This window comes from Frigidibacter sp. RF13, assembly GCF_026626305.1.
Taxonomy (GTDB): domain Bacteria; phylum Pseudomonadota; class Alphaproteobacteria; order Rhodobacterales; family Rhodobacteraceae; genus TMP-24.
Genome location: NZ_JAPNUE010000011.1, coordinates 56,326 through 79,483, shown reverse-complemented (window position 1 = coordinate 79,483; position 23,158 = coordinate 56,326). Strand labels below are relative to the sequence as shown.

25 protein-coding genes and 1 tRNA gene are annotated in these 23,158 nt (G+C 64.5%); 10 read left to right on the top strand and 16 right to left on the bottom strand.

The features are described 5' to 3' along the window. Positions 1 to 119: 119 nt before the first annotated feature. The 3 genes from OU426_RS16265 to OU426_RS16255 all read right to left on the bottom strand — a co-directional run bounded on the left by OU426_RS16265 (position 120) and on the right by OU426_RS16255 (position 1,386). Positions 120 to 617: a MarR family winged helix-turn-helix transcriptional regulator gene (locus OU426_RS16265; RefSeq protein WP_267635144.1), complete on the bottom strand. Its 498-nt coding sequence runs from the start codon at positions 615 to 617 to the stop codon at positions 120 to 122. A gap of 92 nt (positions 618 to 709) precedes the next feature. After that, entirely contained in the window at positions 710 to 988 is a 279-nt protein-coding gene (locus tag OU426_RS16260; protein WP_267635143.1) for an FAD assembly factor SdhE, read from the bottom strand. Then, positions 985 to 1,386 (bottom strand): helix-turn-helix domain-containing protein, encoded by a 402-nt coding sequence (locus OU426_RS16255; RefSeq protein ID WP_267635141.1) that lies wholly within the window; start codon positions 1,384 to 1,386, stop codon positions 985 to 987. Before OU426_RS16255 ends, OU426_RS16260 begins: the two co-directional genes overlap by 4 nt. A 78-nt stretch (positions 1,387 to 1,464) precedes the next feature. Between OU426_RS16255 and OU426_RS16250 the strand changes: the two genes are divergently transcribed. After that, a complete protein-coding gene (locus OU426_RS16250; protein WP_267635140.1) occupies positions 1,465 to 2,667 on the top strand; it encodes a pyridoxal phosphate-dependent aminotransferase in 1,203 nt (400 codons plus the stop codon). 72 nt (positions 2,668 to 2,739) lie between these two features. Here OU426_RS16250 and OU426_RS16245 read toward each other — a convergent pair whose 3' ends face one another. Further along, entirely contained in the window at positions 2,740 to 3,636 is an 897-nt protein-coding gene (locus OU426_RS16245) for a LysR family transcriptional regulator (RefSeq protein WP_267635137.1), read from the bottom strand. A gap of 82 nt (positions 3,637 to 3,718) precedes the next feature. Here OU426_RS16245 and OU426_RS16240 point away from each other — a divergent pair, with 82 nt between their 5' ends. Together OU426_RS16240 and OU426_RS16235 are read left to right on the top strand one after the other, a co-directional pair. Further along, on the top strand, positions 3,719 to 4,342 hold the full coding sequence (locus OU426_RS16240) for a class I SAM-dependent methyltransferase (RefSeq protein ID WP_267635135.1): 624 nt from the start codon (positions 3,719 to 3,721) through the stop codon (positions 4,340 to 4,342). Positions 4,343 to 4,399: 57 nt separating this feature from the next. Further along, on the top strand, positions 4,400 to 4,789 hold the full coding sequence (locus tag OU426_RS16235; RefSeq protein ID WP_267635133.1) for a hypothetical protein: 390 nt from the start codon (positions 4,400 to 4,402) through the stop codon (positions 4,787 to 4,789). On the opposite strand, the gene OU426_RS16230 is transcribed toward OU426_RS16235, so the two are convergent. The 3 genes from OU426_RS16230 to OU426_RS16220 form a co-directional block, all read right to left on the bottom strand. Next, the gene (locus tag OU426_RS16230) at positions 4,730 to 6,151 is read right to left on the bottom strand and encodes an MATE family efflux transporter (RefSeq protein WP_267635132.1); all 1,422 of its coding nucleotides are present in this window, start codon (positions 6,149 to 6,151) and stop codon (positions 4,730 to 4,732) included. The genes OU426_RS16235 and OU426_RS16230 overlap by 60 nt on opposite strands. 48 nt (positions 6,152 to 6,199) lie before the next feature. Beyond that, positions 6,200 to 7,156: a polyphosphate kinase 2 gene (gene ppk2, locus OU426_RS16225; protein WP_267635131.1), complete on the bottom strand. Its 957-nt coding sequence runs from the start codon at positions 7,154 to 7,156 to the stop codon at positions 6,200 to 6,202. A 451-nt stretch (positions 7,157 to 7,607) separates the two neighbouring features. After that, a tRNA-Thr gene (locus OU426_RS16220) sits at positions 7,608 to 7,683 on the bottom strand. A 349-nt stretch (positions 7,684 to 8,032) separates the two neighbouring features. Here OU426_RS16220 and OU426_RS16215 point away from each other — a divergent pair. The 7 genes from OU426_RS16215 (at position 8,033) to OU426_RS16185 (ending at position 12,870) form a co-directional block, all read left to right on the top strand. Beyond that, positions 8,033 to 8,647, top strand: a complete 615-nt coding sequence (locus OU426_RS16215) for a ribonuclease D (RefSeq protein ID WP_267635130.1) — start codon at positions 8,033 to 8,035, stop codon at positions 8,645 to 8,647. A 1-nt stretch (position 8,648) separates the two neighbouring features. Continuing rightward, positions 8,649 to 9,611: a KpsF/GutQ family sugar-phosphate isomerase gene (locus OU426_RS16210; RefSeq protein WP_267635129.1), complete on the top strand. Its 963-nt coding sequence runs from the start codon at positions 8,649 to 8,651 to the stop codon at positions 9,609 to 9,611. A 3-nt stretch (positions 9,612 to 9,614) separates the two neighbouring features. Next, entirely contained in the window at positions 9,615 to 10,214 is a 600-nt protein-coding gene (locus OU426_RS16205; protein WP_267635127.1) for a hypothetical protein, read from the top strand. A gap of 9 nt (positions 10,215 to 10,223) precedes the next feature. Next, positions 10,224 to 10,730 carry a lipopolysaccharide transport periplasmic protein LptA gene (lptA, locus tag OU426_RS16200; protein WP_267635126.1) on the top strand — a complete coding sequence of 169 codons (507 nt, stop codon included), beginning with the start codon at positions 10,224 to 10,226 and terminating at the stop codon, positions 10,728 to 10,730. 1 nt (position 10,731) lies between these two features. Then, positions 10,732 to 11,493 carry an LPS export ABC transporter ATP-binding protein gene (lptB, locus tag OU426_RS16195; protein ID WP_267635125.1) on the top strand — a complete coding sequence of 254 codons (762 nt, stop codon included), beginning with the start codon at positions 10,732 to 10,734 and terminating at the stop codon, positions 11,491 to 11,493. Positions 11,494 to 11,803: 310 nt separating this feature from the next. Continuing rightward, positions 11,804 to 12,379, top strand: coding sequence for a ribosome hibernation-promoting factor, HPF/YfiA family (gene hpf / locus OU426_RS16190; RefSeq protein ID WP_267635124.1), 576 nt, complete (start codon positions 11,804 to 11,806; stop codon positions 12,377 to 12,379). A 26-nt stretch (positions 12,380 to 12,405) separates the two neighbouring features. Further along, positions 12,406 to 12,870 (top strand): PTS sugar transporter subunit IIA, encoded by a 465-nt coding sequence (locus tag OU426_RS16185; protein WP_267635123.1) that lies wholly within the window; start codon positions 12,406 to 12,408, stop codon positions 12,868 to 12,870. 6 nt (positions 12,871 to 12,876) lie between these two features. Here OU426_RS16185 and OU426_RS16180 read toward each other — a convergent pair whose 3' ends face one another. The 9 genes from OU426_RS16180 to cysQ form a co-directional block, all read right to left on the bottom strand. Next, positions 12,877 to 14,235, bottom strand: a complete 1,359-nt coding sequence (locus OU426_RS16180; RefSeq protein WP_267635122.1) for a nodulation protein NodH — start codon at positions 14,233 to 14,235, stop codon at positions 12,877 to 12,879. A gap of 3 nt (positions 14,236 to 14,238) precedes the next feature. Next, on the bottom strand, positions 14,239 to 15,936 hold the full coding sequence (locus tag OU426_RS16175) for a DUF5927 domain-containing protein (RefSeq protein ID WP_267635121.1): 1,698 nt from the start codon (positions 15,934 to 15,936) through the stop codon (positions 14,239 to 14,241). Further along, positions 15,933 to 16,943, bottom strand: a complete 1,011-nt coding sequence (locus OU426_RS16170) for a glycosyltransferase family 2 protein (protein WP_267635120.1) — start codon at positions 16,941 to 16,943, stop codon at positions 15,933 to 15,935. Before OU426_RS16170 ends, OU426_RS16175 begins: the two co-directional genes overlap by 4 nt. A gap of 40 nt (positions 16,944 to 16,983) precedes the next feature. Then, a complete protein-coding gene (locus OU426_RS16165) occupies positions 16,984 to 18,189 on the bottom strand; it encodes a glycosyltransferase family 4 protein (RefSeq protein ID WP_267635119.1) in 1,206 nt (401 codons plus the stop codon). Continuing rightward, entirely contained in the window at positions 18,179 to 19,165 is a 987-nt protein-coding gene (gene galE, locus OU426_RS16160) for a UDP-glucose 4-epimerase GalE (protein WP_267635118.1), read from the bottom strand. The genes OU426_RS16165 and galE overlap by 11 nt, the downstream gene beginning before the upstream one ends. Before the next feature lie 10 nt (positions 19,166 to 19,175). Continuing rightward, positions 19,176 to 20,069: a UTP--glucose-1-phosphate uridylyltransferase GalU gene (gene galU / locus OU426_RS16155; RefSeq protein ID WP_267635117.1), complete on the bottom strand. Its 894-nt coding sequence runs from the start codon at positions 20,067 to 20,069 to the stop codon at positions 19,176 to 19,178. Between the two features lie 172 nt (positions 20,070 to 20,241). Continuing rightward, positions 20,242 to 21,465 (bottom strand): glycosyltransferase family 2 protein, encoded by a 1,224-nt coding sequence (locus tag OU426_RS16150; protein WP_267635116.1) that lies wholly within the window; start codon positions 21,463 to 21,465, stop codon positions 20,242 to 20,244. Continuing rightward, positions 21,462 to 22,262, bottom strand: a complete 801-nt coding sequence (locus OU426_RS16145) for a 3-deoxy-manno-octulosonate cytidylyltransferase (RefSeq protein ID WP_267635115.1) — start codon at positions 22,260 to 22,262, stop codon at positions 21,462 to 21,464. The genes OU426_RS16150 and OU426_RS16145 overlap by 4 nt, the downstream gene beginning before the upstream one ends. Then, the gene (gene cysQ / locus OU426_RS16140) at positions 22,262 to 23,056 is read right to left on the bottom strand and encodes a 3'(2'),5'-bisphosphate nucleotidase CysQ (RefSeq protein WP_267635114.1); all 795 of its coding nucleotides are present in this window, start codon (positions 23,054 to 23,056) and stop codon (positions 22,262 to 22,264) included. The genes OU426_RS16145 and cysQ overlap by 1 nt, the downstream gene beginning before the upstream one ends. Positions 23,057 to 23,158 lie beyond the last annotated feature (102 nt).

The following is a 23,158-nucleotide window of genomic DNA, read 5'->3' as shown; positions in this document are numbered from 1 at the left end:
CCCCCCCCCCCCCCCCCCCCCCCCCCCCCCCCCCCCCCCCCCCCCCCCCCCCCCCCCCCCCCCCCCCCCCCGGGTCGCCCCGCGCCCGGCGCGGGGCGAAATCCCAAAGGAACCACCAGTCAGTAGATAAAGCGGATCTGGTCGCCCCAATAGCGCTCCATCCGTTTCAGCAGCGCGTTCATATCCTCAAGGCCCTCCAAACCGAGGATACCGCGCCCTGCCATACCCTCGGCATGGCGGCGGAAAAGATCGGCCACCCGTTCGCGCACCGCTTCGCCCCGGTCCGTCAGCCGCACCCGGACCGACCGGCGGTCAACCTCGGACCGCTCGTGGTGCATATAGCCAAGCTCCACCAGTTTCTTGAGGTTGTAGGACACGTTCGAGCCCTGATAGTAGCCGCGCGATTTCAGTTCCCCGGCCGTCACCTCATTGGCGCCGATATTGAACAGAAGAAGCGCCTGCACCGCGTTGATCTCTGCCTCCGCGGTCCGCTCGAACTCGTCCTTGATCACGTCGAGCAGCAGGCGGTGCAACCGTTCCACCAGACCAAGCGTTTCGATATAGCCCGCCAGAAAACCGGGCCGCGACAGGTCTTGAAGGGGGGCCTGCATCGTCATCTACTCGCTCCGTACAATTACGTATCGGGGTGAGAGTGAGCAAAAAACGCCAAATTTCAGTTAAAGCCTTCCGACCAGGGCGCGTGGGCCGTTCAGGCCTTCGCAGCCCCGTGCCGTGATCGCGCAAAGGCGCCGATTTCTGCCAGAAGGCCCGCAAACCGCTCTGGTGCCGCCGCCGCGCCGGTGATCCACGGGTATAGGTCCTGATCGTTCTCGCCCAGAAGCGCCTCGTAAAGGTCAAGCGCCCCAGCCCCCATCGCCGCCAGATGCGCATCGGCATAGGGCCCGAGGATCAGATCCATCTCTTTCGTCCCGCGCCGCCAGCTGCGCATGTGCAGGCGCTTCAGCCGGTCCACCGCTGCATCACTCATGCCGCCGCCTGCCCCAGCTTGCGAAGTCGCTCCTCGATCCGCTCGATCCGGCCGCTCAGCCGCTCGATGCCGCCGCGCACGGCGCGCAATTCCTCGATCAGCGCCATCGCTTCGGCATCGGGGCGGGTCGGTTCAGCCGCCACGCCCTCGCCCTCGCCGGTCATCAGCCAGCGCAGGCTGACGCCCAAAAGGCCCGCAAGCATCTGCAGACGGTTGGCGCGCGGCTCGGAGGCGTCGGCCTCCCACTGACGGACGGTCTTGGCGCGCACGCCGAGCCTCTGGGCCACATCGGCCTCGCCCATCCCCTGCGCCTCGCGCGCGGCGGCGAGCCTGTCGCCCAGCGTCGCGATTTCCTCGGTGAACCATCCGTCGTCGGTCGGCGCCGTTGCCGCGGCCATATTCATACTCCTAGAGCTTGTGTGCGTCGAAGGCGCACCCTAAGACATCATCCCGGATTGTTCAAACCGGAGCGCCCCATGGCCTTTCTTTCCGACACGCTCTCGCGCGTGAAACCCTCGCCCTCGATCGCGATCTCGACCAAGGCGGCGCAGCTGAAGGCGGAGGGCAAGGATGTGATCGCCCTGAGCGCAGGCGAGCCGGATTTCGACACGCCGCAGAATATCAAGGATGCGGCCAAGCGGGCGATCGACGCGGGCAAGACCAAGTATACCGCCGTTGACGGCATCCCCGAGCTGAAGGCGGCGATCTGCCGGAAGTTCAAGCGCGAGAACGGGCTCGACTACCAGCCGAACCAGATCACGGTCGGAACCGGCGGCAAGCAGACGCTCTACAATGCACTGATGGCAACGCTGAACCCGGGCGACGAAGTGATCATTCCGGCCCCCTACTGGGTTTCCTATCCGGACATGGTGCTGTTGGCAGGGGGCACGCCGATGATGGTGTCGGCGTCTGCCGCAACCAATTTCAAACTGACCCCTGCGCAGCTTGAAGCGGCGATCACGCCGAAGACCAAATGGTTCATCTTCAACTCGCCCTCGAACCCGACGGGCGCGGGCTATACGGCGGCCGAAGTGAAAGGGCTGACGGACGTGCTGATGCGCCATCCCCATGTCTGGGTCATGTCGGACGACATGTACGAACATCTCGTCTTCGACGACTTCAAGTTCGCGACCCCGGCTGAGGTCGAGCCCGGGCTCTACGACCGGACGCTGACCTGCAACGGCGTGTCGAAGGCCTATGCAATGACCGGCTGGCGAATCGGCTATGCGGCGGGTCCTGCCCATCTGATCAGAGCGATGGGAACGATCCAGTCGCAGTCGACCTCGAACCCATCGTCAGTCGCGCAATATGCGGCGGTCGAGGCGCTGGATGGTCCGCAGGATTTCCTCGGCCCGAACCGCGAGCTGTTCCAGCGGCGGCGCGATCTGGTGGTGTCGATGCTGAATCAGGCAAAGGGGATCAGCTGCCCGCGGCCCGAGGGGGCTTTCTACGTCTATCCCGATATTTCCGGCTGCATCGGCAAGACCTCGGCCGGTGGGACGCGGATCGTGGATGACGAGGCCTTCGCCACGGCGCTCTTGGAGGAGACCGGGGTGGCGGTCGTCTTCGGCGCGGCCTTTGGCCTGTCGCCCAATTTCCGCGTGAGCTACGCCACGTCGGATGAGGCACTGGAAGAAGCCTGCCGCCGCATCCAGTCGTTCTGCGCGGGCCTGCGCTAAGGCCTCCTCGGGCGCTTCGCTTCTCGTCGGGGCGCCCCCGAGGAGTGCCCGAAGGGCTTCGACGAGGCCCTGTCAGACGCTGATCCGGCCAAGTTCCTCGGCAAGAAAATCATAGACCAGCCGGATCCTCCGGCTGGTTCTCAGTTCGCGGTGCGTGGTTAGCCAGATCGGCACCGGGATCGGTGTGAACCCGGGCAGGACCAGCTCGACGCCCTTCGTGGCCGCCGCGACCTCCTCCATCATGATCCCGATCCCAAGCCCCTGGCGGACCATCTCCCATCCCACGACGGTATTGTTGGTGTAATGGCGGAAATTCTCCCGCTCCACCGCCAGCCCATGGGCGCGTAGGACCTCGAGAAGCCGCTCGCCGCGCTCAAAGCCGACGATGAGCGCGCCCCTCAGATCAGCCCCCGAGGTTGGCCGACCATAGCGCGCAAGATAGGCGGGCGCGGCATAGAGCCGGGCACGGCTGTCACGAATGAAGCGCGCGATCAGCTCGGGTTCGGTCGGCCGCACATGGCGCACCGCGATATCGGCCTCGCGGCGGCGCAGGTCACTCAGCTCGTTAGAAACGATCAGCTCGATGACGATCCCCGGCGCGATGTCGGCCAGCCGCGCTAGGATCGGCGGCAGAAGACATGTCGCAAGCGCGTCGCCCACGCTGATCCGCACCAGCCCTTCAATCGTCTGGCTCTGTCCGGCCGCCGTCAGGGATATCCGCCCTGCCGCCGCGCCCATCTCGCGCACCGCGCCCAGAAGTTCCTGCCCCGCCTCGGTCAGGATCAGGCTCTTGCCCAGACGCTCGAACAGCGTAACGCCAAGGTCGGCCTCAAGCCCCGCGACCTGTCGGCCCAGCGTCGGCTGCGCAAGGCCGAGCGCCCGGGCCGCCGCCGAGAAAGACCCTTTCTCGACCGTCGCCAGAAAGGCGCGGACCTGATTCCAGTCGAAGGAGACGCTGTTCCAATCCATGCGTTGATGCATAATGGGTGAAGAAATTTATGCAATTTCTTTCGTTAACACCGCACTCTAGGGTCGCGCCCAGGAGGTACCGATGACATCCGACGCCGCATTCTGGGACCGGATCGCCACGAAATACGCGGCCGATCCGATCAAGGACCCGAGTGCCTACGAATACACTCTGGCCCGCACGAAATTCTACCTCTCACTCACGGACCACGTGCTGGAACTGGGGTGCGGCACGGCAAGTACGGCGCTTCTGATCGCACCGGGGGTCGGCCATATTACGGCGACAGACTACTCGGCGGCCATGATCTCCATCGGCCGGAAGAAGGTGGAGGAGGCAGGTCTGACGAACATCAGCCTCGAAGAGGCGAGCCTGGAGGGCGGCCCCCTGCCCCCCGGCCCTTTCGACGCGGTTCTGGCCTTCAACCTCCTCCACCTGCTTCACGATCCCGAGGCGGCGATCGGTCGGGTGCGCGGTCTTCTGAAACCCGGCGGGCTCTTCATATCCAAGACCGCGTGCCTGCAGGGCCCCTTCCGCGCGATGGCGCCGATAGTCGCGCTCATGCGGCTCTTCGGCAAGGCGCCCAAAGTGTCGTTCTTCTCGACCCGCTGGCTTGAGGCAGCGGTCGGGCGGCAGGGATTCGAGATCCTCGAATCCGGCGATTTCCCAAAAGGGCCACCCCGGCGCTATATCGTCGCCCGCCTGCGCTGAACGGGCTTTGACAGGCGCCCCGGCGCTTTCTACTGTCGGCGGCGGAAAGGCGGGCTCATGTCGGATTTGCCGGATTACTTCTTCAGGACGCGCGAAAACGGCGCCGCGGTCTTCCGCATCGATGCGGAGAACCGTCACCGGCGGCTGGAGATGGAGCAGATCGCGGTCGCGAACATCCGCAACGGCGAGATCAAGCCGCAGGGCGACCGTGTGCTCTCGCCCGAAGACCTGTCGGCGATCCGAGGCTGGATGGCAGAGCGGCAGGCGGTGCTGGCGCGCCGCGACATCGACGACATCCTGCGCACTGTCGATCACCTGAACCAGACCGCCCATTGGGCGCAGTCGAAGGCCAGCGACGACGAACTTGATCAGGTGACGGACGCGCTTCTACTCGCCATGCACGATCTGCGCAGCGTCCTTGTGCGGCGCAAGGCCGACCGCAGCTGACGCGCCGAGGCGCCGCCGCCAGGGCCCGCGCCAGAAGCGCGCCATCAGAAGCGCCGACGCAACTGCAAGCCCGACCGCGAGCCCGAACCACAGGCCGGTGCCGCCATAGCCACCCGGGAAGGCGATCAGATAGCTCGACGGCACGCCGATCACCCAATAGGACAAGGCCGCGATCAGCATCGGCGCCCGCGTGTCCTGCACGCCGCGCAGGAGGCCAAGCCCGATCACCTGCATCGCATCGAACAGTTGGAACAGCGCCGCCATCGCCAGAAGCTTCACGCCGAAACTCAGGATCGCGCCCGCCTCTTCCTTGCTTTCGTCGAGGAAGAGCCCGACTAGCCATTCAGGCGCGGCAAGGAACAGCGCAATCATCAGCAGGGCGAAGCCCGCAGACAGAAGCGTCGCTGCGATCGCGCTGTCGCGCATCGATTGCGGGTCACCCTCGCCCTCTGCCCGGCCAACCCGCACCGTGGCCGCGTTCGACAGGCCGAGATGGACCATGAAGGCCAAGGCCACCACCTCCATCGCGATCCCGTGCGCGGCAAGTTCCACCGTACCGATCCAGCCCATCATCACCGACGCCGCAACGAAGAGGCAGCTTTCGGCGAGACCGGTCAGACCGACCGGAACGCCGAGTCTCAGCACGCGGAAGAAAGCCACCCAGTCCGGCCGCCAGAAGCGCTGGAACAGGTGGAACCGGCGGCTGGAGGGTTCCAGCGCCGCATAGAGACCGAGAAGGATCGCGCCAAGGCTCTGGGTCACAAGCGAGGCGATCGCCGCGCCGCGCACGCCCAGTTCAGGCATGCCCCAGTGACCGAAGATCAGCGCCCAGGCGACGCAGAAATTGAAGACGACACCAGCCAGCGTTACCCACAGCTGGACCTTGGTCTTTTCCAGCGCCGCGAGATAGCTTTTCAGCACCATGATCACCAGCGCCGGCCCCATGCCGAAGCCCGCGATTCTGAGGAAATCCTGCGCCAGATCGGCGATATGCGGCTCTTGCCCGAACCGCAGCAGGATCGGCCCGGAATACCAGAAGACCGGCAGGGTGAAGAGACTGAAGAGAAGCGAAAGCCAGATGCCCATACGCGTGTCGCGCCTGACCTGCGTCTCATCCCCCCGGCCGAGCGCCGAGGCGACCATCCCCATCACGGCAATGCCGAAGCCCGCCCCAAGGATGAAGAGGACGAAGAAGGTCGAGGTCGCAAGGACGACCGACGCAAGCTCGTCGACCCCATACCAGCCCAGAAGGACCGTGTCGGTGACATGGAGAAGCATCTGCGCCAGATGGCTGCCGATGATCGGCAAACCCAACACCAGAAGCACCCGCACCTGCGCGGCATATGAAAGCCGTTCCCTCATCCCCGAGCCATAGACCCAGCGCTGGGGAAGGTCCAGAGGCGCCCGACCTCAGGCGGGCGCGGCGACAGCGGTGACCCTGCGCCGGGTGCGCGGATGGGTTGCGGTGTCGATGATATGACCGTTCGCCGCCAGCACCTGCGCGGCGCGCCCGACAATCAGCGGATCGGGCGGGGCGATGACCGAGGCGTCCTTTCCGGGATAATCCAGCGAGGTCAGGAAATGCCGCATCGCATTTAGCCGGGCTCGCTTCTTGTCATCGGATTTCACGATTGTCCAGGGCGCATCGGCGGTATCGGTGTAGAAGAACATCGCCTCTTTCGCCTCGGTGTAATCGTCCCACTTGTCCAGCGACGCCTTGTCGATCGGGCTTAGCTTCCAGCGCTTCAGAGGATCGGTTTCGCGTGCGGTGAAGCGGCGACGCTGCTCGTCGCGGGTGACCGAGAACCAGTATTTGTAGAGCCGGATGCCGGAGCGAACGAACATCCGCTCCAGTTCCGGCGCCTCGCGCATGAATTCCAGATATTCGGACGGCGTGCAGAACCCCATCACCCGCTCGACGCCCGCCCGGTTGTACCAGCTGCGGTCGAAAAACACGATCTCGCCCGCTGTCGGCAGATGCTCGATATAGCGCTGGAAGAACCACTGGCCCTTTTCGACGTCGGAGGGCTTTGTCAGGGCGACAACGCGGGCATAGCGCGGATTGAGATGTTCCATGAACCGTTTGATCGTGCCGCCCTTGCCGGCGGCATCGCGGCCTTCCATCAGGATGACAAACTTCTGTCCTGTCTCCTGTGCCCAGAGCTGGACCTTCAGAAGTTCGGCCTGAAGCGTCGCCTTCTCGGTCTCATAAGCGCGAACCCCGAGCCGGTCGTGATACGGATAGGCGCCGCTTTCGAAGGCGAGCCGCACCTGATCGCGGTCCGGTGTGGGGAATTTCTGTGGTCCTGCGGTTTTTTGCGCTTGTAGAGCAGGTGCGTCGATTCCGGTCACTGTCTGATCGCTCATCTCACTCCCTCCGTCGGATGATCGGGCAATCCAACCACCGAACTCCGCAAGGGCGCCTTGACACGGGTCAAGATACGAAAGGTTCGGCGGAAGGGCGTGCATTCAGGTCACAGACCTTCGGTCCCGCTACCTACTACGGGCCACGTCCGCGACTTCGCGAAGAGAGCCAGCCAGTCTGAGCGTCAACGATATCCCCGCGCGACCTTGGCTGAAAACAGCTGGCGGGTAATTGTCGGTCGCAATTGCGGCTGCCACCGCATCTCTGGTCACTCCTCCAGACCACATCAATCCCGGAATCGGAATTCTGGCCGCCACACCAAGCGCGTGGCGAGCGGTGAAATTGGTGATTAGGCCGAAAGACGTTTCAGCTTGACCCTGCGCCGCGCGAAGAAATCGCGTGGCGCTAACCGAGCGCGCATCCAACTGCCCTAAGGGAGGTTCCTGAGAAGGATGGTGCCGGTGAAGGGACTCGAACCCCCGACCCCATCATTACGAATGACGTGCTCTACCAGCTGAGCTACACCGGCATCCTTCTTGGCCCCGGCCCTACTACGGCGTGCCACGGCGCGCAAGGCTCATTCTGCGCAGGTGGCCGGGGCGATTGGGGGTTGGACCACCACGCGCGCATCCGGGGCACAGCGCGGAAAAGCCGCTATCGCAGGCAGGCTATGGCCCAACCGGCTTTCGCAGAGTTGCCAAACAGCCGGGCGGTCGGTACGAGCAGGAGAATGCGTGCCGATGGGCTTGTCCATTTTTTCGGGACTGGCTGCAACCGGCGAGGAATAGGGCTGCGGCGCCATAGTGCTGGTCGGCGGGGATTTGGATATCCTACACCATGAGTACGGCAGCGCGCAGATATTGACGGATGAGAGGCTCATGACCACCGAACTGTTCCAGAACGATCTGCCGGATGGCCTTGATCTTGGCCCCGTGGTCGCGATCGACACCGAGACGATGGGCCTCGACCCACGGCGCGACAGGTTGTGCCTTGTCCAGTTGTCTTCCGGGGACGGCAAGGCCTATCTCGTGCAGATCGCACCGGGACAGAAGCGGGCGCCCAATCTCGAAAAGCTTCTGAAGAACCGCAAGGTGCTGAAGCTCTTCCATTTCGGTCGGTTCGATATTGCCGCGCTCAAGGCGGCCTTTGGCGTCACGACCCAGCCGGTCTATTGCACCAAGATCGCCGCCAAGATGGTGCGCACTTTCACGGACCGCCATGGGTTGAAAAACCTGCTGCAGGAGATCCTGGGCATCGACATTTCCAAACAGCAGCAGACTTCGGACTGGGGTGCGGAAAGCCTGAGCGAAGCGCAACGCGACTATGCCGCCTCGGACGTTCTTTATCTGCACCGGCTGAAAACAGAGCTGGACAAGCTTCTGGAACGCGAGGGGCGGACCGGGCTGGCGCAGGCCTGCTTCGAATTCCTGCCGCGCCGGGCCGAGCTTGACCTTCTGGGCTGGGGCGACGAAGCGGACATCTTCAGGCACTGACATGACCGATCACGAGACATTCCTTGCGACCGCCCGCCGCGTGATCGAACTTGAGGCGCGCGGCCTTGCGGCGCTTGGCGCGACGCTCGGCCCCTCCTTCGCGGCGGCGGTCGATCTGATCCTGGCGGCGAAGGGCCGGGTAATCGTGTCGGGTATGGGCAAGTCAGGCCATGTCGGGCGCAAGATCGCGGCAACGCTCGCCTCGACCGGTACGCCCGCGCAATATGTCCATCCGGCCGAGGCGAGCCACGGCGATCTCGGTATGGTCACCGATGGCGATGTGGCGTTGGTGCTGTCGAACTCGGGCGAAACGCCGGAGCTTTCCGATATCATCGCCCATACCCGCCGCTTCAGCATTCCGCTGATCGGCGTGGCGAGCCGCGAGGGCTCGACCCTGCTGACCCAGGCCGATGTAGCCATCCTTCTGCCGCAGGCGGAAGAAGCCTGCGGGACCGGGATCGTGCCCACCACCTCCACCACCATGACGCTGGCTCTGGGCGATGCGCTGGCGGTCGCGCTGATGGAGCACCGGCGCTTCACGCCAGACCATTTCCGTACCTTCCACCCGGGCGGCAAGCTTGGTGCGAAGCTGCTGAAGGTCGGCGACCTGATGCATGTCGGCGCGGCGATGCCTGTCGTCGCCCAAGACCTGCCGATGGCGGATGTGCTTCTGGAAATGACCCGCAAGGGCTTCGGCGTCGCCGGGGTGGTCGATGCTGGCGGCCGCCTGACAGGCATTGTCACCGACGGTGACCTCAGGCGGCACATGGACGGCCTTCTGGGCCATAACGCGGGAGAGATCATGACCCGCGCGCCGCAGACGATTGCCGCCGGGGCACTGGCCGAACAGGCGCTGGCACTGATGAAGGAGCGCAAGATCACTTGCCTGTTCGTGGTGGGCGCATCGGGCGCGCCCGAGGGTATCCTCAACATCCACGATTGCTTCCGCGCCGGTGTGGTCTGAGCCATGGCGGCGGCGCTGTCCGGCTATTCACGCCTGATCTTCTGGCTGAAGATCGCGCTGCCGATCGTTGCCTTGGCGATCCTCTCGACGCTTTTCCTCTTCGCCCGCCGGATCGATTTCGAAGGAGCCTTGCCCTATGCCGAGGTTGACATCAACGCGCTTGCAAACGACCCGCGACTGACGGCGCCCGCCTATTCGACCGTCACCGAGGACGGCACCGCGATCCGCGTGGTGGCCGACAGCGCGCGGCCGGGGCCTACCCCGAATGACCCGGCAACAGCCGAGAATGTCCTCGCGGTCTACGATCTTAAGGATGGTGGAAAAGTCACTGTCAGCGCCCGCAGCGCGACGATGGATCAGGTCGCGCAACGGCTGCGTCTGGAGGGCGATGTGACGGTCCTGACCGCCGATGGCTACGACCTCCGCGCCCGGACAATGGAGGGGCCGCTCGACCGCACCGACATTGCCGCCGAAGGCGATGTGCGAGGCACGGCGCCTCTGGGCACAATCTCGTCGGAGAAAGTCAGGATTTCCGGCCCTGCGGGTGAGCAACTGTTGGTTTTCAAAGGCGCGGTCCGCCTGATATACAGGCCGGAGAACTGAAGGGTCACGATGCGACATTTGCTATTCGCGGCGGTCTGTGCGCTGGCGGTCATTCCGGCGGCGGGCGTAAGCATGGCAGAGACGCAAGGCGGCGCGCCAGTGGCCTTTTCCGGTCTCAAGGGCGAGGCGGGCAAGCCGGTCGAGATCACGGCCGATGTCCTTGAGGTCAGCCAGAAGGACAATCAGGCGATCTTCAAGGGCAATGTGCAGGCCGTTCAGGGCGACCTGCGCCTGTCGTCCGACCTCTTGACCGTCGAATATGTCGAGGGCGACCGGACGAAGATCGACCGGTTGATCGCGGATGGCAATGTGCTTCTCTCGACGCCGGTCGAGGCGGCGAAGGCCGAGCATGGCATCTACTTCCTCGCCACGCGGGAACTGGAGCTGACCGGGAATGTCGTCCTGACCCAGAACGGCGATGTTATGACCGGGCAGAAACTGACCGTCGATATCGATGCGGGAACCGGCCGCATGGATGGTCGCGTCAAGACGATCCTGCAACCGGCGGGGAACTGAGATGGGAACGCCGCCGACCCTCACCCTCGCCGAAGGCGGTCAGGGGCTGAAAGTCCGCCATTTGCGCAAAAGCTATCGCCGCCGCCCGGTGATCCGCGATGTGTCGATGGACCTGGCGCGCGGCGAGGTGGTGGCGCTTCTTGGGCCCAACGGCTCGGGCAAGACCACCTGCTTTTACAATATCGCCGGGCTGATCACGCCCGACGCGGGTCAGGTCATGATCGACGGGCAGGAGGTCACCGGCCTGCCGATGTACCGCCGGGCGCGGCTTGGCATCGGCTATCTGCCGCAGGAAGTGTCGATCTTCCGCGGCCTGTCAGTCGAGGACAATATCCTCGCCGTGCTCGAAATCGCCGAAAGCGACCCCCACAAGCGGCGCGAGCGGCTGGAGGAGTTGCTGTCGGATTTCTCGGTCGAACATCTGCGCCGCGCGCCCGCGATGGCCCTGTCGGGCGGCGAGCGGCGGCGGGTCGAGATCGCGCGCTGCCTGGCGGCGGACCCGAAATATCTGCTGCTGGACGAACCGTTCGCCGGGGTCGATCCGATCTCGGTCGGCGATATCCGCACGCTGGTCCATGACCTCAAGGAACGCGGGATCGGCGTCCTGATCACCGACCATAATGTCCGCGAGACGCTGGAGATCGTGGACCGCGCCTATATCCTGCACGACGGCGTGGTCCTGATGAGCGGCACCGCGGAAGAGGTGGTGCGCGACGAGAATGTGCGGCGCGTGTACCTCGGGCAGAATTTCCGCATCTCCTGACCCTGTCGGCCGGTTGCCGCCGGAAAATCTTCGGACAGATTTTTCGGCCCCGCCGTCGCACGGCGTGCCCTTGCCGTGCCACATTCCGCGCCTATGTCGAAAAGGAAGCCGTTGACAGAGGCCGCCGAACTGGCGCCAAATATCACAAATGCCCATTCCCACCGCCCTCGTTCGCGCGACCCATTCGGCCTCTTCCCGAGCCGATCGGATCGCCCCGGTGCCGGGCCCGAATTTCCCCAGAACCAGACTTTCCGGACGCCCGGCAAGAGGTGAACCGAGAAGGCACACTTTTCACGCACAGGAGGCAATGATGCGTTATCAGATCAGCGGCAAGCAGATGGATGTGGGTGAAGCTCTGCAGACTCATGTGAAGTCCGAGCTTGGTGAGACGCTCGAGAAATATGCCCAGCGCCCGACCGATGCGACGATCGTTTTTTCCCGCGATGCGAGCACCTATCTGTGCGAGGTGACCGCCCATCTTTCGACCGGTCTGCATGTCGCCTCGCACGGTCAGGCGCACGAGGTCTACGAGGCATTCGAGGCGGCGCGCGAACGTCTCGACAAGCAGGTGCGCCGCTACAAGCGCCGTCTGCGCGATCATCATCGTGACCGCCGGGCACCGGTTGAATTCGACGAGGCACCCATGTATGTGCTCGCCGCTGAAGACGAGGCGGAAGAGGCGGAAGGCGCATCGCTGCAACCGATCATCATCGCCGAGACCGAAACGAAGATCCCTTCGCTTTCGGTCGGCGAGGCGGTGATGCAGATGGAACTGGTGGGCGCGCCGCTTCTGGTCTTCCGCAACGAAAAGCACGGCGGGGTGAATGTCGTCTACCGCCGCGAGGATCGCAACGTTGGCTGGATCGATCCGGCCGGTCGCAGCTGACGGGCGGCCCGACAAGGACAGGTGGAATGGACCTATCGAGCTTTCTGAGCCCGAGCGCGGTGCGGGTCATGGCCGGCACCGCAAGCAAGAAGCGGCTTTTCCAGGATCTGGGCGATATCGCCCAGGCCGTTTATGGGTTGGATGGCGACACAACCTTCGACGCCTTGCAGGAACGCGAGACGCTGGGTCCGACCGGGGTGGGCAATGGCGTGGCGCTGCCGCATGCGCGGCTCGACGGGCTTGAGAAGATGGCGGGGGTTTTCATCCGCCTGGAACGGCCGGTCGATTTCGATTCGGTCGACCGGGTGCCGGTCGACCTGATTTTCGCGCTTTTCGCGCCGAAGGATGCTGGTGTCGAACATCTGAAGGCGCTCGCCACCGTCTCTCGTACGCTGCGCGAGGAACAGACGCGGATCAAGCTGCGTCAGAACAGCGATCCCGCCGCGCTGCATGCGGTTCTGACCGATCTGCGGTCGATCCAGGCGGCCTGAGGCGGCTTAGGCCCAATCGCCGAAACCGAAGGCGAGATAGTCGCGCGCATAGCCCTGACGGGCGGCTGCGCTCAGCACCTCGCCCTGACCTAGCGACCTCAACCGCTGCGCCAGCCCGTCGTCCGCCTCAAACCGCTGCATGGGGAGCCCGAGGTCTTCGCAAAGATAGCCAAGCGCCGGTTCGACGCGGTCCTCGCGCGCCACAAGATCGGGCGAGAAAAGCTGCTGGAAGCCCTGAACCACCGCGCTTTGGCTGGCCCATCCGGGAAGGGTCCGGTGCGCGGTCTGGCCGTTCAGATTGGCCTTGAGGAACCTAAGGAAGGCGGCGAAGGCAGTGGCAGTCGGCTCTGACGCAACCTTGTAGTTTCGGGAAATCTGCTGGCGGGTCGCCTCGTCGAATTCGGGTCCAAGGTAACTTTCGAAGGCCGCGAACGCGCGCAGCAAAGGGTGGCGCAGGACGGTGAAACGTCGGAGGCCTGTGTGCCCCCGCATCCAGTCCTTGAGCGTCTTCTGGGTAAAGCCGGTCTCGGTCGGACCGAAGGCCGAAAGCCAGCGCTCGACCGAGGCGGACGGGCCACCGGGAATCGGCAGGAACAGAAGCGGGACCTGTGCGGCGATGAAGGAGGGAACCTGCGGGCCGCGACCTGCCTCGAAATTCGGTACCTGGGACAGGCCGAACGGATCGAGCCGCGCAAGGGTTGCCGCCATCTCACGCGGGTTCGTCACCTTGTCACTCAGCGGCCCGGGGTTTTGCGGCACGATGCTGCGGGCCGGCTCCGCCGCCTCGCCATCGACGCCGAGAAACCGGCAGAGACCGCAGATCACCTCCCGATCACCGAGATCGTCATAGGTCAGATGAAAGGCCGTCTGGCCGCTGGCCTGCAGCGCCTGTGTGACCTGTGACCGGAAAGCGCCCAGCTCGCTCAGATGGGCATGAAACCCGGCCTCTTCGAAACGGACACGCGCTTCCCTCCGGCCGCGCGCATCGCCAAGCTTCCACTGGTCGGTCGCGCGCGCGATAAGAAGGCTGACATAACTTTCGGCGGGATTGCGCGTCAGTACGATCTTGGCGCAGGCTGGGTCGGCGAGAACCAGCGCCAACACCCTCGGGTCATGGCCGGGAAAGAGCCGAAAGCCGTTCAGGCCCGGCGCCTTGCGGAGCCGGTCAAGCAGCGCGCCGGGATCGGCGTCGCGGGCGGCGAGCGAGAGGCCGAGCAGTTCCTTCTGGTCGGCATGGCCCATGAAGACAGGATTGAACGCCTCGCCATGAACTGCGAGGCCCGGCACGCCCTTCAGGCTTTCTTCCAGAAAGTTCGATCCGGTCCGCATGGCGGCAAGGATCACGAAGCTTGTGAAGCGTGCCATACCCTAGCGCACCAGGTAGGGCCGCCCGCGCGCCGGGCCGCGCGGCGCGTCGCCCAGAGCCATCGGGAAGTCGCCGACGAGCGTCGGCTGCATGCCCTGGTTTTTCAGATTCTGCAGGAACTGCGGGAAGCCCGACAAATCCACCATGCGGGGCACCTCGCTGATCGAGCGCGGCGCGCGCGGCGCGATCTCGTCGACGATGGCCTGAAGATGCTCCATCGGGCTTTCGAGGAAATCGGCAAGCGTCCAGATCCGTACCCGGGCCTTCACCTCGGCCGAACGCAGGAGCGCCAGATGCAGGGTTTCGATCTGCTGAAGCCGCGCCGCCTCGACCCGGACCGAGGCGAAGGGCGCCTCGGACAGATAGAGCGGGATCGCCCAGGCGCCGGAAATGACCGAAACCTGGGCATTCGCGTCGGTGGCGATGAATTCGTTCAGCGCCTGCAGATCGCGCGGGCTGGTCTGGAAAGATTGCCGCTCGCCGCGCGTGTTCCACAGAAGGTTGGTGAGGAAGGCGCGCGGATTATAGTCCCTCAGCGCCGCACCCGAAGGCAGGGCGCCTTCGAAGGTCGGATCGCCCGCGGCGAATTCGGCGCCCGTCGGCGCGAAGAGATGGCCATGTGCCCGGCTGCCCGAGGATTTGGTCAGCCAGCTCGGAAAATCCTCGAAAAGGTCGGAAAAGCCCTGAAAGACCGAATAGGGTGCGCTGGTCTTGCCGTTTTCGCGGTCGCGCGCCGGGAAGCGGCTTTGCATGTAAAGGCCCGGGCGCCCGTAGCGGCGCCGCTCGACCGCGCGGGCAAAAAGGCGGTCAATCTTGCCCGGCTGCGGCTCGGTCCGGGGATGGCCTTCGGGCTGCGGGGCGAGGAAGGTGCGATAGAGGATTTCGGCCTGCGGCCAGACCTTGCGGGCAACGAAACAATCCGACCGGCGCAGAAGCTGCAGATGATCGTCATAGAATGTATGCGGCTTGCCGGTGACATCGAACTTCGACAGGGTCAGCGACCGGCTTTCCAGCTTGGTCGAATAAAGCCGTGCGAGTGTCTGGAAATAGCTTTCGTCCGGAATCCAGACCCGGCGGAAATAGCGGTCATATTCCGCCCGGCGCGGGTCTTCGAGGATCGAGGAAAGCGTGCGGCGCGTGAGGCACCACCATTGCGAGCCCATGTGTGGCTCGATCCCCGCAGGGATGCGCCTCGTGACGCCCAGCCGCCTTTGAAGGCGTACATAGCCGTCGAAAAGCCGCCGCCGCGTGCGCCAGGCGAAGGGAAAGCGCAGGGTGAACCGTTCCTGTGCCAACCCGTCGACGATCCAGGGCACATCCTCGGTAGTGACGCTTTCGATGAAATCGGTCCGGGGATGCGCCTCGAGATAGTCGATCAGTTCCCGGTGCGGGCGGAGCGGCAGGCAGGAGCCAGAGGCGAGGTAGACATGACTCACATCGCTATGGCGGGCGAGCAGGTCCGTCGATGCTTCAAGAGTTGCGGCAACGAGGCCGAAGGTACCCCATTCGCAGGGAAAGCGCCGCGAGAAGCTGATCTGCGGCAGGTCCGTGAGCGCGTCACGGAACTCGCCGACCGCCTTTTCCGACACGCGGGCATCAACATGGATGACAACGGGCGAGCCGCCTTCCGCCCAGAACCGTGCCACTTCGGCAGCGCGGCCGAACGCGGTGTGGCAAAGCATGATGACGCCCACACTCATGCCCAGCTGCCCTTCGAGATGAGCCCGAGGATTTCCAACTGTCGCCAGTTGATGAACTTCTCGCTGAACGGGCACCAGAAATCGACCGATGCCGCGTCATCGGCCGCATAGGCCCGGTATTCGCGGCTTTGGCCGAAATGCTCCCGACGCGCCGCCTCTTCCTGAACCTTCACCGGGAAAAGCGACAGGAATTTCGCATGCATCAGGCAGCCTGACGTCATCTCTCCGCCGTCGGTATCGAAGGTCTGGTTCAGGCCGCGCGGCAGAAGCATGTGGGTAGAGTTTACATAGGTGTAGGTCCGGTGCCATTTGACCAGCGGGATCTTGTTCAGGGCAGGGGCATTTTCCGGCGCATTGGCGAAATAGGTCCGTGCGCGCGGTCCACCCTGGATCCAGAGGTTGCCGTACTGAGGGTTGCGCGAAATCATGTAATTGCCGCTGTCGAAATGATCGGCAATCTCGAACGGATTCTGCCCCTCGGCATAGGTTCGCGCGCCGACCGGCCCCTTGGGATACATGTCGAGAAGCATCGCCGGGAAGGAGCGGACGCCATAGGAATCCAGCCAGTCGGTCAGGGCGCGGATCGGGCGCGTATCGCAATAGGGATAGGTGAGGAACTCATCGACATCGACGGTCAGCGCCCAATGGCCGGTGCCATGGCGGCGCAACAGATGGTTCATCCAGTCGACGCCGAACCGCGCCTTCTGATAGCTGCGGCGCGTGGTCCAGAGCGAGACGTCGGGCTGGGCCGCCAGATAGTCCGCCGTCCCGTCATCCGACCCGTTGTCGACGATCAGGAAGTGATTGATGCCGAGCGTCCGGTAGTAGGTGAGGAAGAATGGCAGCCGCGGCCGTTCGTTGCGCACCGTCGAGAAAAGCAGGATCGCCTGCCTGCCGATCTGGCCGGAACGATCCTTTACCGGCGTCAATTCGCGCCGTTTCCGGAACGCGCGGAAGCGCAAGCGCTTCCGGGTCAGACGCAGACGGTATCTTTCCCAGACCCTCACTCGAATTCCCCGGTCCGTCGTTCGTTCAATGCAACGGCTATCAGACGTGATTAAAGACCAGGTTGAAATGCGCTGTCCAGTCGGGCAGCGCCAAAGGCGCGCGTCTGTTGCCCGGCGCCGACAGCGGCAGGATCGCCTCGACCCAGGCTTGCGGATCGTCGGGCGGCAAGTAGGTGGCGTAATGGCCGATCACCTCCTGCGTAACGGAGAGATCGGTCGCAATCACCGGAACGCCCAAAGCCGCTGCTTCCGCGGGTGGAAAGCCAAAGCCCTCGGCCCGACTTGGTGCCAGAAGGGCGCGCGACTTCAGGAGCATGGCGGCGACGGCTGCGTCAGGCAGGCCGGTATGCTGGAAGATATAGCGGCCGTGCAGCGAGGATCTTGTGAGATGGCCGAGAAGCGCATCGCTGCCCCAACCGCGACGTCCCACCAGATGCAGGTGCGGCACCGAGGTTGCAGGCAGATGGGCCTGCAACTGGGTCCAGACATTGAACAGAAGCCCGATGTTCTTTCGCGGCTCGATCGTGCCGAGGCAGATGAAGCTTGCATGTTCCGGCCGGAAACTTGCGGGGATCAGCGCCGGATCTGCCTCGGCACATTCCACGCCCAGTGGGGCGATCAGCACCTTGCCTTCGGGCTGCATATGCAACGCCAAACGGCGCGCGGCCGATTGCGACGGACAGAAGATGAAATCGGCCTGATGGGCGACGCCATCCAAAGCGGCGGCGAACCGTTCGGTCGCCCCGGTCGCTGACCAATTGGGATGATCCAGCGGAATCGCGTCATGCAGCATGACGGCGGTCTTCAGCCCCGCCTTGCGAGCATTGCGCAAGGTCCGGTCGGCGAGGTTCATATGCCCCACCGAAATCCAGCTGCCATTGCCGTCGGCGCGGCGTTTCAACCAGCCGGGCAGCGCGCCGGGCCTGAGGCGCGCGACCGCGATCTCGCGCAGCGCCGCCTCAAGCGCGGGGGTGCGGCGCGGACCGGAAAGCAGGCGTCCGGCCAGACCGGGCGCGGGCAAGCTTGCCACATTGTCGATCCAGCCCAGAACCTTGCGCGCCTCGGCCCCGTCGATGATCAGCCAGCCAAGAGCGGCGCGGCTGGCCAGATAGAAGGGTACGTGCGCAGCGATCAGGCCTTTCAGATAGGCGCGTTCCACCCGGTCGATGCCGGTGAGCGGCCCGCCGTCAGCGCGTGCCACAAGGCGGGTGATGTCGAGGATGCGAAGCGGTGGCCTATCGGTCATAGTGACCCGACTGATGCCAGCGCCAGGCATCGGCGATCATCTCTTTCATGGTCGAGCGCGCGGGCACCCAGCCCAGATCCTTCATCGCCCGTTCTGATCCGCAGACCAGCTTCACCGCGTCGCCCGCGCGGCGGTCGCCATAGGTGACCGGCACGGCGCGGTTCGTCACGGTCCCGGCCTGGTCAATCACCTCGCGCACCGAAAAGCCCTTGCCGCTGCCGAGGCAGAAGACGCGCGGCGCCCCGCCCCTTTCCAGCCACCTCAAGCCTCCGACATGTGCATCCACCAGATCCATCACATGCACATAATCGCGCACGCAGGTGCCGTCTACCGTCGGATAATCGGTGCCAAAGACGGTAAGCGCCGGGCGCTGCCCGTCAACTGCGTCCAGCATCAGTGGAATGAGATGGGTTTCGGGCCGGTGGAACTCGCCCACCTCGCCGTCCGGATCGGCGCCCGCCACGTTGAAGTAGCGGAAGATCACCGGCTTCAGCCCATGCGAGGCGGCGAAATCGCCGAGCATCTGCTCGATGGCATATTTCGATTTGCCATAGGCGTTGATCGGTCGCGCCTCGGTTTCCTCGTCCAGGACAACGCCATCCTGATCGCCATAGACCGCGCAGGTGGATGAGAAGATGAAGTGGCGGCAGTCGGCCGCCACCGCCGCCTCGATCAGATTGAGCGAGGAAAGGACATTCGCGCGCCAGTACCGGCCCGGGTCGCGCATCGCATCGCCGACCAGCGACAGGGCGGCGAAATGCATCACCGCCTCGGGCTGCCATTTGGCGAAAACCTCGTCCAGACGCGCGCGATCCGAAAGATCGCCTTCCTCGAACGGGCCGAACTTCACCGCATCGCGCCAGCCGGTCACCAGGCTGTCGAAAGTCACCGGCAAATAGCCCGCACGCGCAAGCGCCTTGCAGGCATGGGAACCGACATAACCGGCCCCACCGGTCACCAGAATGGGTCGTGGCATCGAGCCCTGCTTATTCGGCAGCCTTCCGCATGGCTGTCATTTCAAGAAGGAACTGCTGGAACTCGTCACGAAGCTCGGCCCGTGCAAGGCCGAAAGCGACCGTGGCCTGCAGGAAACCCGCCTTCGACCCGCAGTCGAACCGCTGGCCGCGGAAGCGGTAGCCGTAGACATTGTCCGAGGTGGCGATTTCGCGGGCGATGGCGTCGGTCAGCTGAATCTCTCCGCCCGCGCCCTGCTGCTTGGCTTCGAGATTGCGCAGGACGCCCGGCGACAGGATGTAGCGGCCAATGACTGCCAGGTTCGATGGCGCTTCCGCCGCCTTGGGCTTTTCGACCATGCCTTTGACCGAGACGAGCGCCCCCATATCCTCGCGGATATCGAGCACACCGTAGGACGAGGCTTTTTCGGCCGGAACCTCCATTGCGGCAACCATATTGCCGCCGGTTTCCTGATAGGCCTCGACCATCTGTTGCAGGCAGGGCTTTTCCGCCGCGATCACGTCGTCGGGCAGAAGGACCGCGAAAGGTTCGTCACCGATCAGGCGGCTTGCGCACCAGACGGCATGGCCAAGCCCAAGCGCCTTGTGCTGGCGGACATAGGCGATGGCACCGGAATCCATGTTGGTGGATTGCAGGATGTCGAGAAGGTCTTTCTTGCCCGCGCGCTCAAGGTTCGCCTCAAGTTCGTGCGCATGGTCGAAATAGTCCTCAAGCGCACCCTTGCCGCGCGAGGTGACGAAGATGAATTCCTCGATCCCGGCCGCGCGCGCCTCGTCGATCGCATACTGGATCAACGGTCGGTCAACGAGCGTCATGATCTCTTTCGGGATCGATTTGGTGGCCGGCAGGAACCGTGTTCCAAGCCCCGCCACGGGGAATATCGCCTTCGTAACCCTGCGATTCATTCTGCACCCTGATCAACTGCGCCGTCATAGGCGCGGTGTTCCTTCTAGTTCCGCCATAACCCTCGGACAAGACTTGGACAATCCTACGGCAAATTGTCGCCACCGAAGGGAGAAATTTGCGGAAGATCACCCCGGTAACGTTAGGTTAGTTGAAAATACGGAAACCGGGGAGTCAGGTTTTCCGGAATCCCGACCGGAAACGGCTTTCCTCGCGCAAAAGCCTGGAAGCGAAGCGCCAGAAGCGGAAAAAACGGTCAGTTCTGGAAGATTTTCCAAACAGCCCGCCAGTCTGCTGCCAGTAACCGTCCGAGAATCGGCGTTGGTGGTAGAGCGTGGTGGGCGAGAAAAGATAAAGCTGCACGACCGCCCCGTCGGCCGCCTGCTGCCGCGCCGCGCGCCGCAATTGCCGCGCCTGCCAGGGGCGCCCGGAGAGAATCACCTGTGGCCGATCCCGTTGCGGAACCGGGCGAAAGGCACCGGGATCGGCGGCGGGCAGGGGCTGCAGCGGGGAAAGGGCGCGCGTCAGACCGTCGGCGAAACCCGCAGCCGCTGTCGCAAGCAGCCCTTCGGCCTCTGCCGCGGACAGGCGGCCCGCACGTCGGTAGGCTGCGGCCCGTTCCTCCTCCCGTGCGAGCATCTCGGTGCGCGCCACGGCGATCTCGTCGTCGGTCGCGCCGTGGCGGCGGAGCGTGACCGCGCTGCTGGCGCCGACGTCGAACAGCGAGGTGACCGTCCGGTCGGCGCGTCTGCGCGGCCCGTCCGCCTTGCGGTGCTGCACCCGCGCTTGCGGCACCATGGCGACAAGCGCGCCCTCTGAGGCGAGCCGCAGGTTCAGCTCCGTTTCGTCGAGGTAATAGGCCAACGCCGGATCGAAGCCGCCCAGCGCGGCGATGGTCTGCCGCCGATAGGCGCAGTTCACGCCCTTGACCTCGATGGCCTTGCCCGCCGAGGCCGGGTGAAGGCTGATTGCGGTGTCCGGGCAGTCAAGCGGCGCGGTTCGAAGCAGCCGGTCAACCGTGCCGCCCGCCCATTCATAGGACAGTCCGTTCCAGCCCAGAACGAAGCCGCCCGCCGCACCGACCTGCGGGTTCTCGAAGGGCGCGGTCAGATGATCCAGCCACAAAGGCTCGGGCACCGCATCATCGTCGAGGAAGGCCACGACCTCACCCGCCGCCGCGACGATCCCGGCGTTGCGCGCGGCAGAGATATTCGGTTCGTCGAAAGCAACGGTTCTGACGGGGAATCGCCCGGCAATCTCGAGGCTGGCGGGATCGGCAACAACCAGCACTTCAAGGGCCGGATGGTCCAGCAGCGAAACCGCCGTCAGGCAGCGATGCAGGCAATCGGGCCGGTGGCGCGAGACGATGATCAGGCTGACGGTCGCGCGGCCCGTCATGCCATGCCCATCTCCGCCATCATCGCCTCGATCCGCGCGACGTCGGAGGGGTTGTTCAGTTCCCAGAACTGGCGGCCCTTCGCCTCGACCTCGACGCAGAGGATCTGGCGGCCGCGTTCCAGGAAGCGGAGCTGTTCCAGCCCTTCGAGATTTTCCAGGGGGCCCATGTCCCAGCCCGCGTAGTCCCTCAGCGCCCCGGGACGGTAGGCATAGACGCCGACATGGTGGAAGACCGGTGTATGCTCGCTGTCGGCATAGCTGCGCGAGGTGAAGGGCACGACTTCCTTCGAGAAATAGAGCGCGCGGCGGTCACGGGTGAAGACGGCGGTGGTGCCACCGACGCGGCCATTGCGGCGGTCTTCCAGAAAGCCGTTCAGCGCACGCCCGTCGCATCGCAGGACCGGCGTCGCCACATCAGCGCCGCGGTCGGCCTTGAGGCCCGCCACCAGATCCTCGACAAACCAGGCAGGCGTCAGCGGCGCGTCGCCCTGCAGGTTCACGACGATATCGTATTTCCATCCGAGCACCGCCTGCGCTTCGGCGCAGCGTTCGGTTCCGTTTCTACAGGCCTCCGAGGTCATCACAACCTCGGCGCCGAACCCTTGTGCATGGGCGCGGATACGCTCGTCATCTGTCGCGACCACGACCCGGTCCACGCCCTTGACGGCCATCGCCGCTTCCCAGCTGCGGCGCACAAGGCTGCGCGCCTCGCCGCTTGCGCCCTTCAGCTCGACCAGCGGCTTGCCGGGATAGCGGGTCGAGGCATAGCGGGCGGGGATGACGATGAGGACAGACACTATTTCACCAGAAGAACGCCCGGGGCATAGGCGATGAAGAAGGGGTTTTCAAAACCAGGCTTGCCGTAAGCAAAGGGGGAATGATCGTCGAACCGCACCATCTCGCCACCAGCGCCACGCAAGACGGCGTCGCCCGCCGCCGTGTCCCATTCCATCGTCCGCCCAAGTCGGGGGTAGAGATCTGCCTCGCCGGTGGCGACAAGGCAGAATTTCAGGGACGACCCGGCACTTGTCATGTCGGCCACCGCATAGCGCGCGATATAGTCGTCGGTCGCCTGATCGCGGTGCGATTTCGACGCCACCACCATCAGCCCGCGATTGTCGGGGGTCGAAACGCCGATCGGCCTCGTCTCGCCCGGCTGATCCTTGTCGAATGGGCCGATTTCCTCAACCGACCGCCCGTCGGCCAGCGTATAGAAAAGCCGTCCCTTGGCCGGGGCGTAGACCACGCCGCGCAGGGGCACGCCCTGTTCGACATAGGCGATATTCACCGTGAAATCGCCGCGCCGCTGGACGAACTCCTTTGTGCCGTCCAGGGGATCGACGATAAGGAAAGTCGAGACCGATTGCCCATGGCTCGTCGCCTGTTCCTCGGTCACGAGCGCTATGGAGGGGAAAGCCTCTGCCAGCCCTTCGGAAATCAGCGCATCCGCAGCCTCGTCCGCCGCCGTGACCGGGCTCGCGTCAGATTTCGCCCGCACCTCGAAATCCGGCGCCTCGTATATTTCCATGATCCGCTCGCCCGCTTCTAGGGCGAGGCGCCTCATGACGAAGGCAAGCCGTTCGAAATCCACAATATCGCCCCTTTTTCCGGCCAGATTGAATGCTGCGCGTCCGGTCCTTATGATCCGGCGCAAAGGAAACGGCAAGAATTTGGTATCACTATCGGCCAAAGC

Bases quoted from the DNA above. Each gene is read 5' to 3' on its own strand.
- galE (WP_267635118.1), bottom strand. From the start codon at position 19,165: ATGCCACGACCCATTCTGGTGACCGGTGGGGCCGGTTATGTCGGTTCC.
- lptA (WP_267635126.1), top strand. From the start codon at position 10,224: ATGCGACATTTGCTATTCGCGGCGGTCTGTGCGCTGGCGGTCATTCCG.
- ppk2 (WP_267635131.1), bottom strand. From the start codon at position 7,156: ATGAGCGATCAGACAGTGACCGGAATCGACGCACCTGCTCTACAAGCG.
- hpf (WP_267635124.1), top strand. From the start codon at position 11,804: ATGCGTTATCAGATCAGCGGCAAGCAGATGGATGTGGGTGAAGCTCTG.
- OU426_RS16210 (WP_267635129.1), top strand. From the start codon at position 8,649: ATGACCGATCACGAGACATTCCTTGCGACCGCCCGCCGCGTGATCGAA.
- lptB (WP_267635125.1), top strand. From the start codon at position 10,732: ATGGGAACGCCGCCGACCCTCACCCTCGCCGAAGGCGGTCAGGGGCTG.
- galU (WP_267635117.1), bottom strand. From the start codon at position 20,069: ATGAATCGCAGGGTTACGAAGGCGATATTCCCCGTGGCGGGGCTTGGA.
- OU426_RS16240 (WP_267635135.1), top strand. From the start codon at position 3,719: ATGACATCCGACGCCGCATTCTGGGACCGGATCGCCACGAAATACGCG.
- OU426_RS16185 (WP_267635123.1), top strand. From the start codon at position 12,406: ATGGACCTATCGAGCTTTCTGAGCCCGAGCGCGGTGCGGGTCATGGCC.
- OU426_RS16255 (WP_267635141.1), bottom strand. From the start codon at position 1,386: ATGGCCGCGGCAACGGCGCCGACCGACGACGGATGGTTCACCGAGGAA.
- OU426_RS16265 (WP_267635144.1), bottom strand. From the start codon at position 617: ATGACGATGCAGGCCCCCCTTCAAGACCTGTCGCGGCCCGGTTTTCTG.
- OU426_RS16230 (WP_267635132.1), bottom strand. From the start codon at position 6,151: ATGAGGGAACGGCTTTCATATGCCGCGCAGGTGCGGGTGCTTCTGGTG.
- OU426_RS16180 (WP_267635122.1), bottom strand. From the start codon at position 14,235: ATGGCACGCTTCACAAGCTTCGTGATCCTTGCCGCCATGCGGACCGGA.
- OU426_RS16205 (WP_267635127.1), top strand. From the start codon at position 9,615: ATGGCGGCGGCGCTGTCCGGCTATTCACGCCTGATCTTCTGGCTGAAG.
- OU426_RS16150 (WP_267635116.1), bottom strand. From the start codon at position 21,465: ATGACGGGCCGCGCGACCGTCAGCCTGATCATCGTCTCGCGCCACCGG.
- OU426_RS16215 (WP_267635130.1), top strand. From the start codon at position 8,033: ATGACCACCGAACTGTTCCAGAACGATCTGCCGGATGGCCTTGATCTT.
- OU426_RS16260 (WP_267635143.1), bottom strand. From the start codon at position 988: ATGAGTGATGCAGCGGTGGACCGGCTGAAGCGCCTGCACATGCGCAGC.
- OU426_RS16250 (WP_267635140.1), top strand. From the start codon at position 1,465: ATGGCCTTTCTTTCCGACACGCTCTCGCGCGTGAAACCCTCGCCCTCG.
- OU426_RS16235 (WP_267635133.1), top strand. From the start codon at position 4,400: ATGTCGGATTTGCCGGATTACTTCTTCAGGACGCGCGAAAACGGCGCC.
- OU426_RS16165 (WP_267635119.1), bottom strand. From the start codon at position 18,189: ATGACCGATAGGCCACCGCTTCGCATCCTCGACATCACCCGCCTTGTG.
- OU426_RS16245 (WP_267635137.1), bottom strand. From the start codon at position 3,636: ATGGATTGGAACAGCGTCTCCTTCGACTGGAATCAGGTCCGCGCCTTT.
- OU426_RS16175 (WP_267635121.1), bottom strand. From the start codon at position 15,936: ATGAGTGTGGGCGTCATCATGCTTTGCCACACCGCGTTCGGCCGCGCT.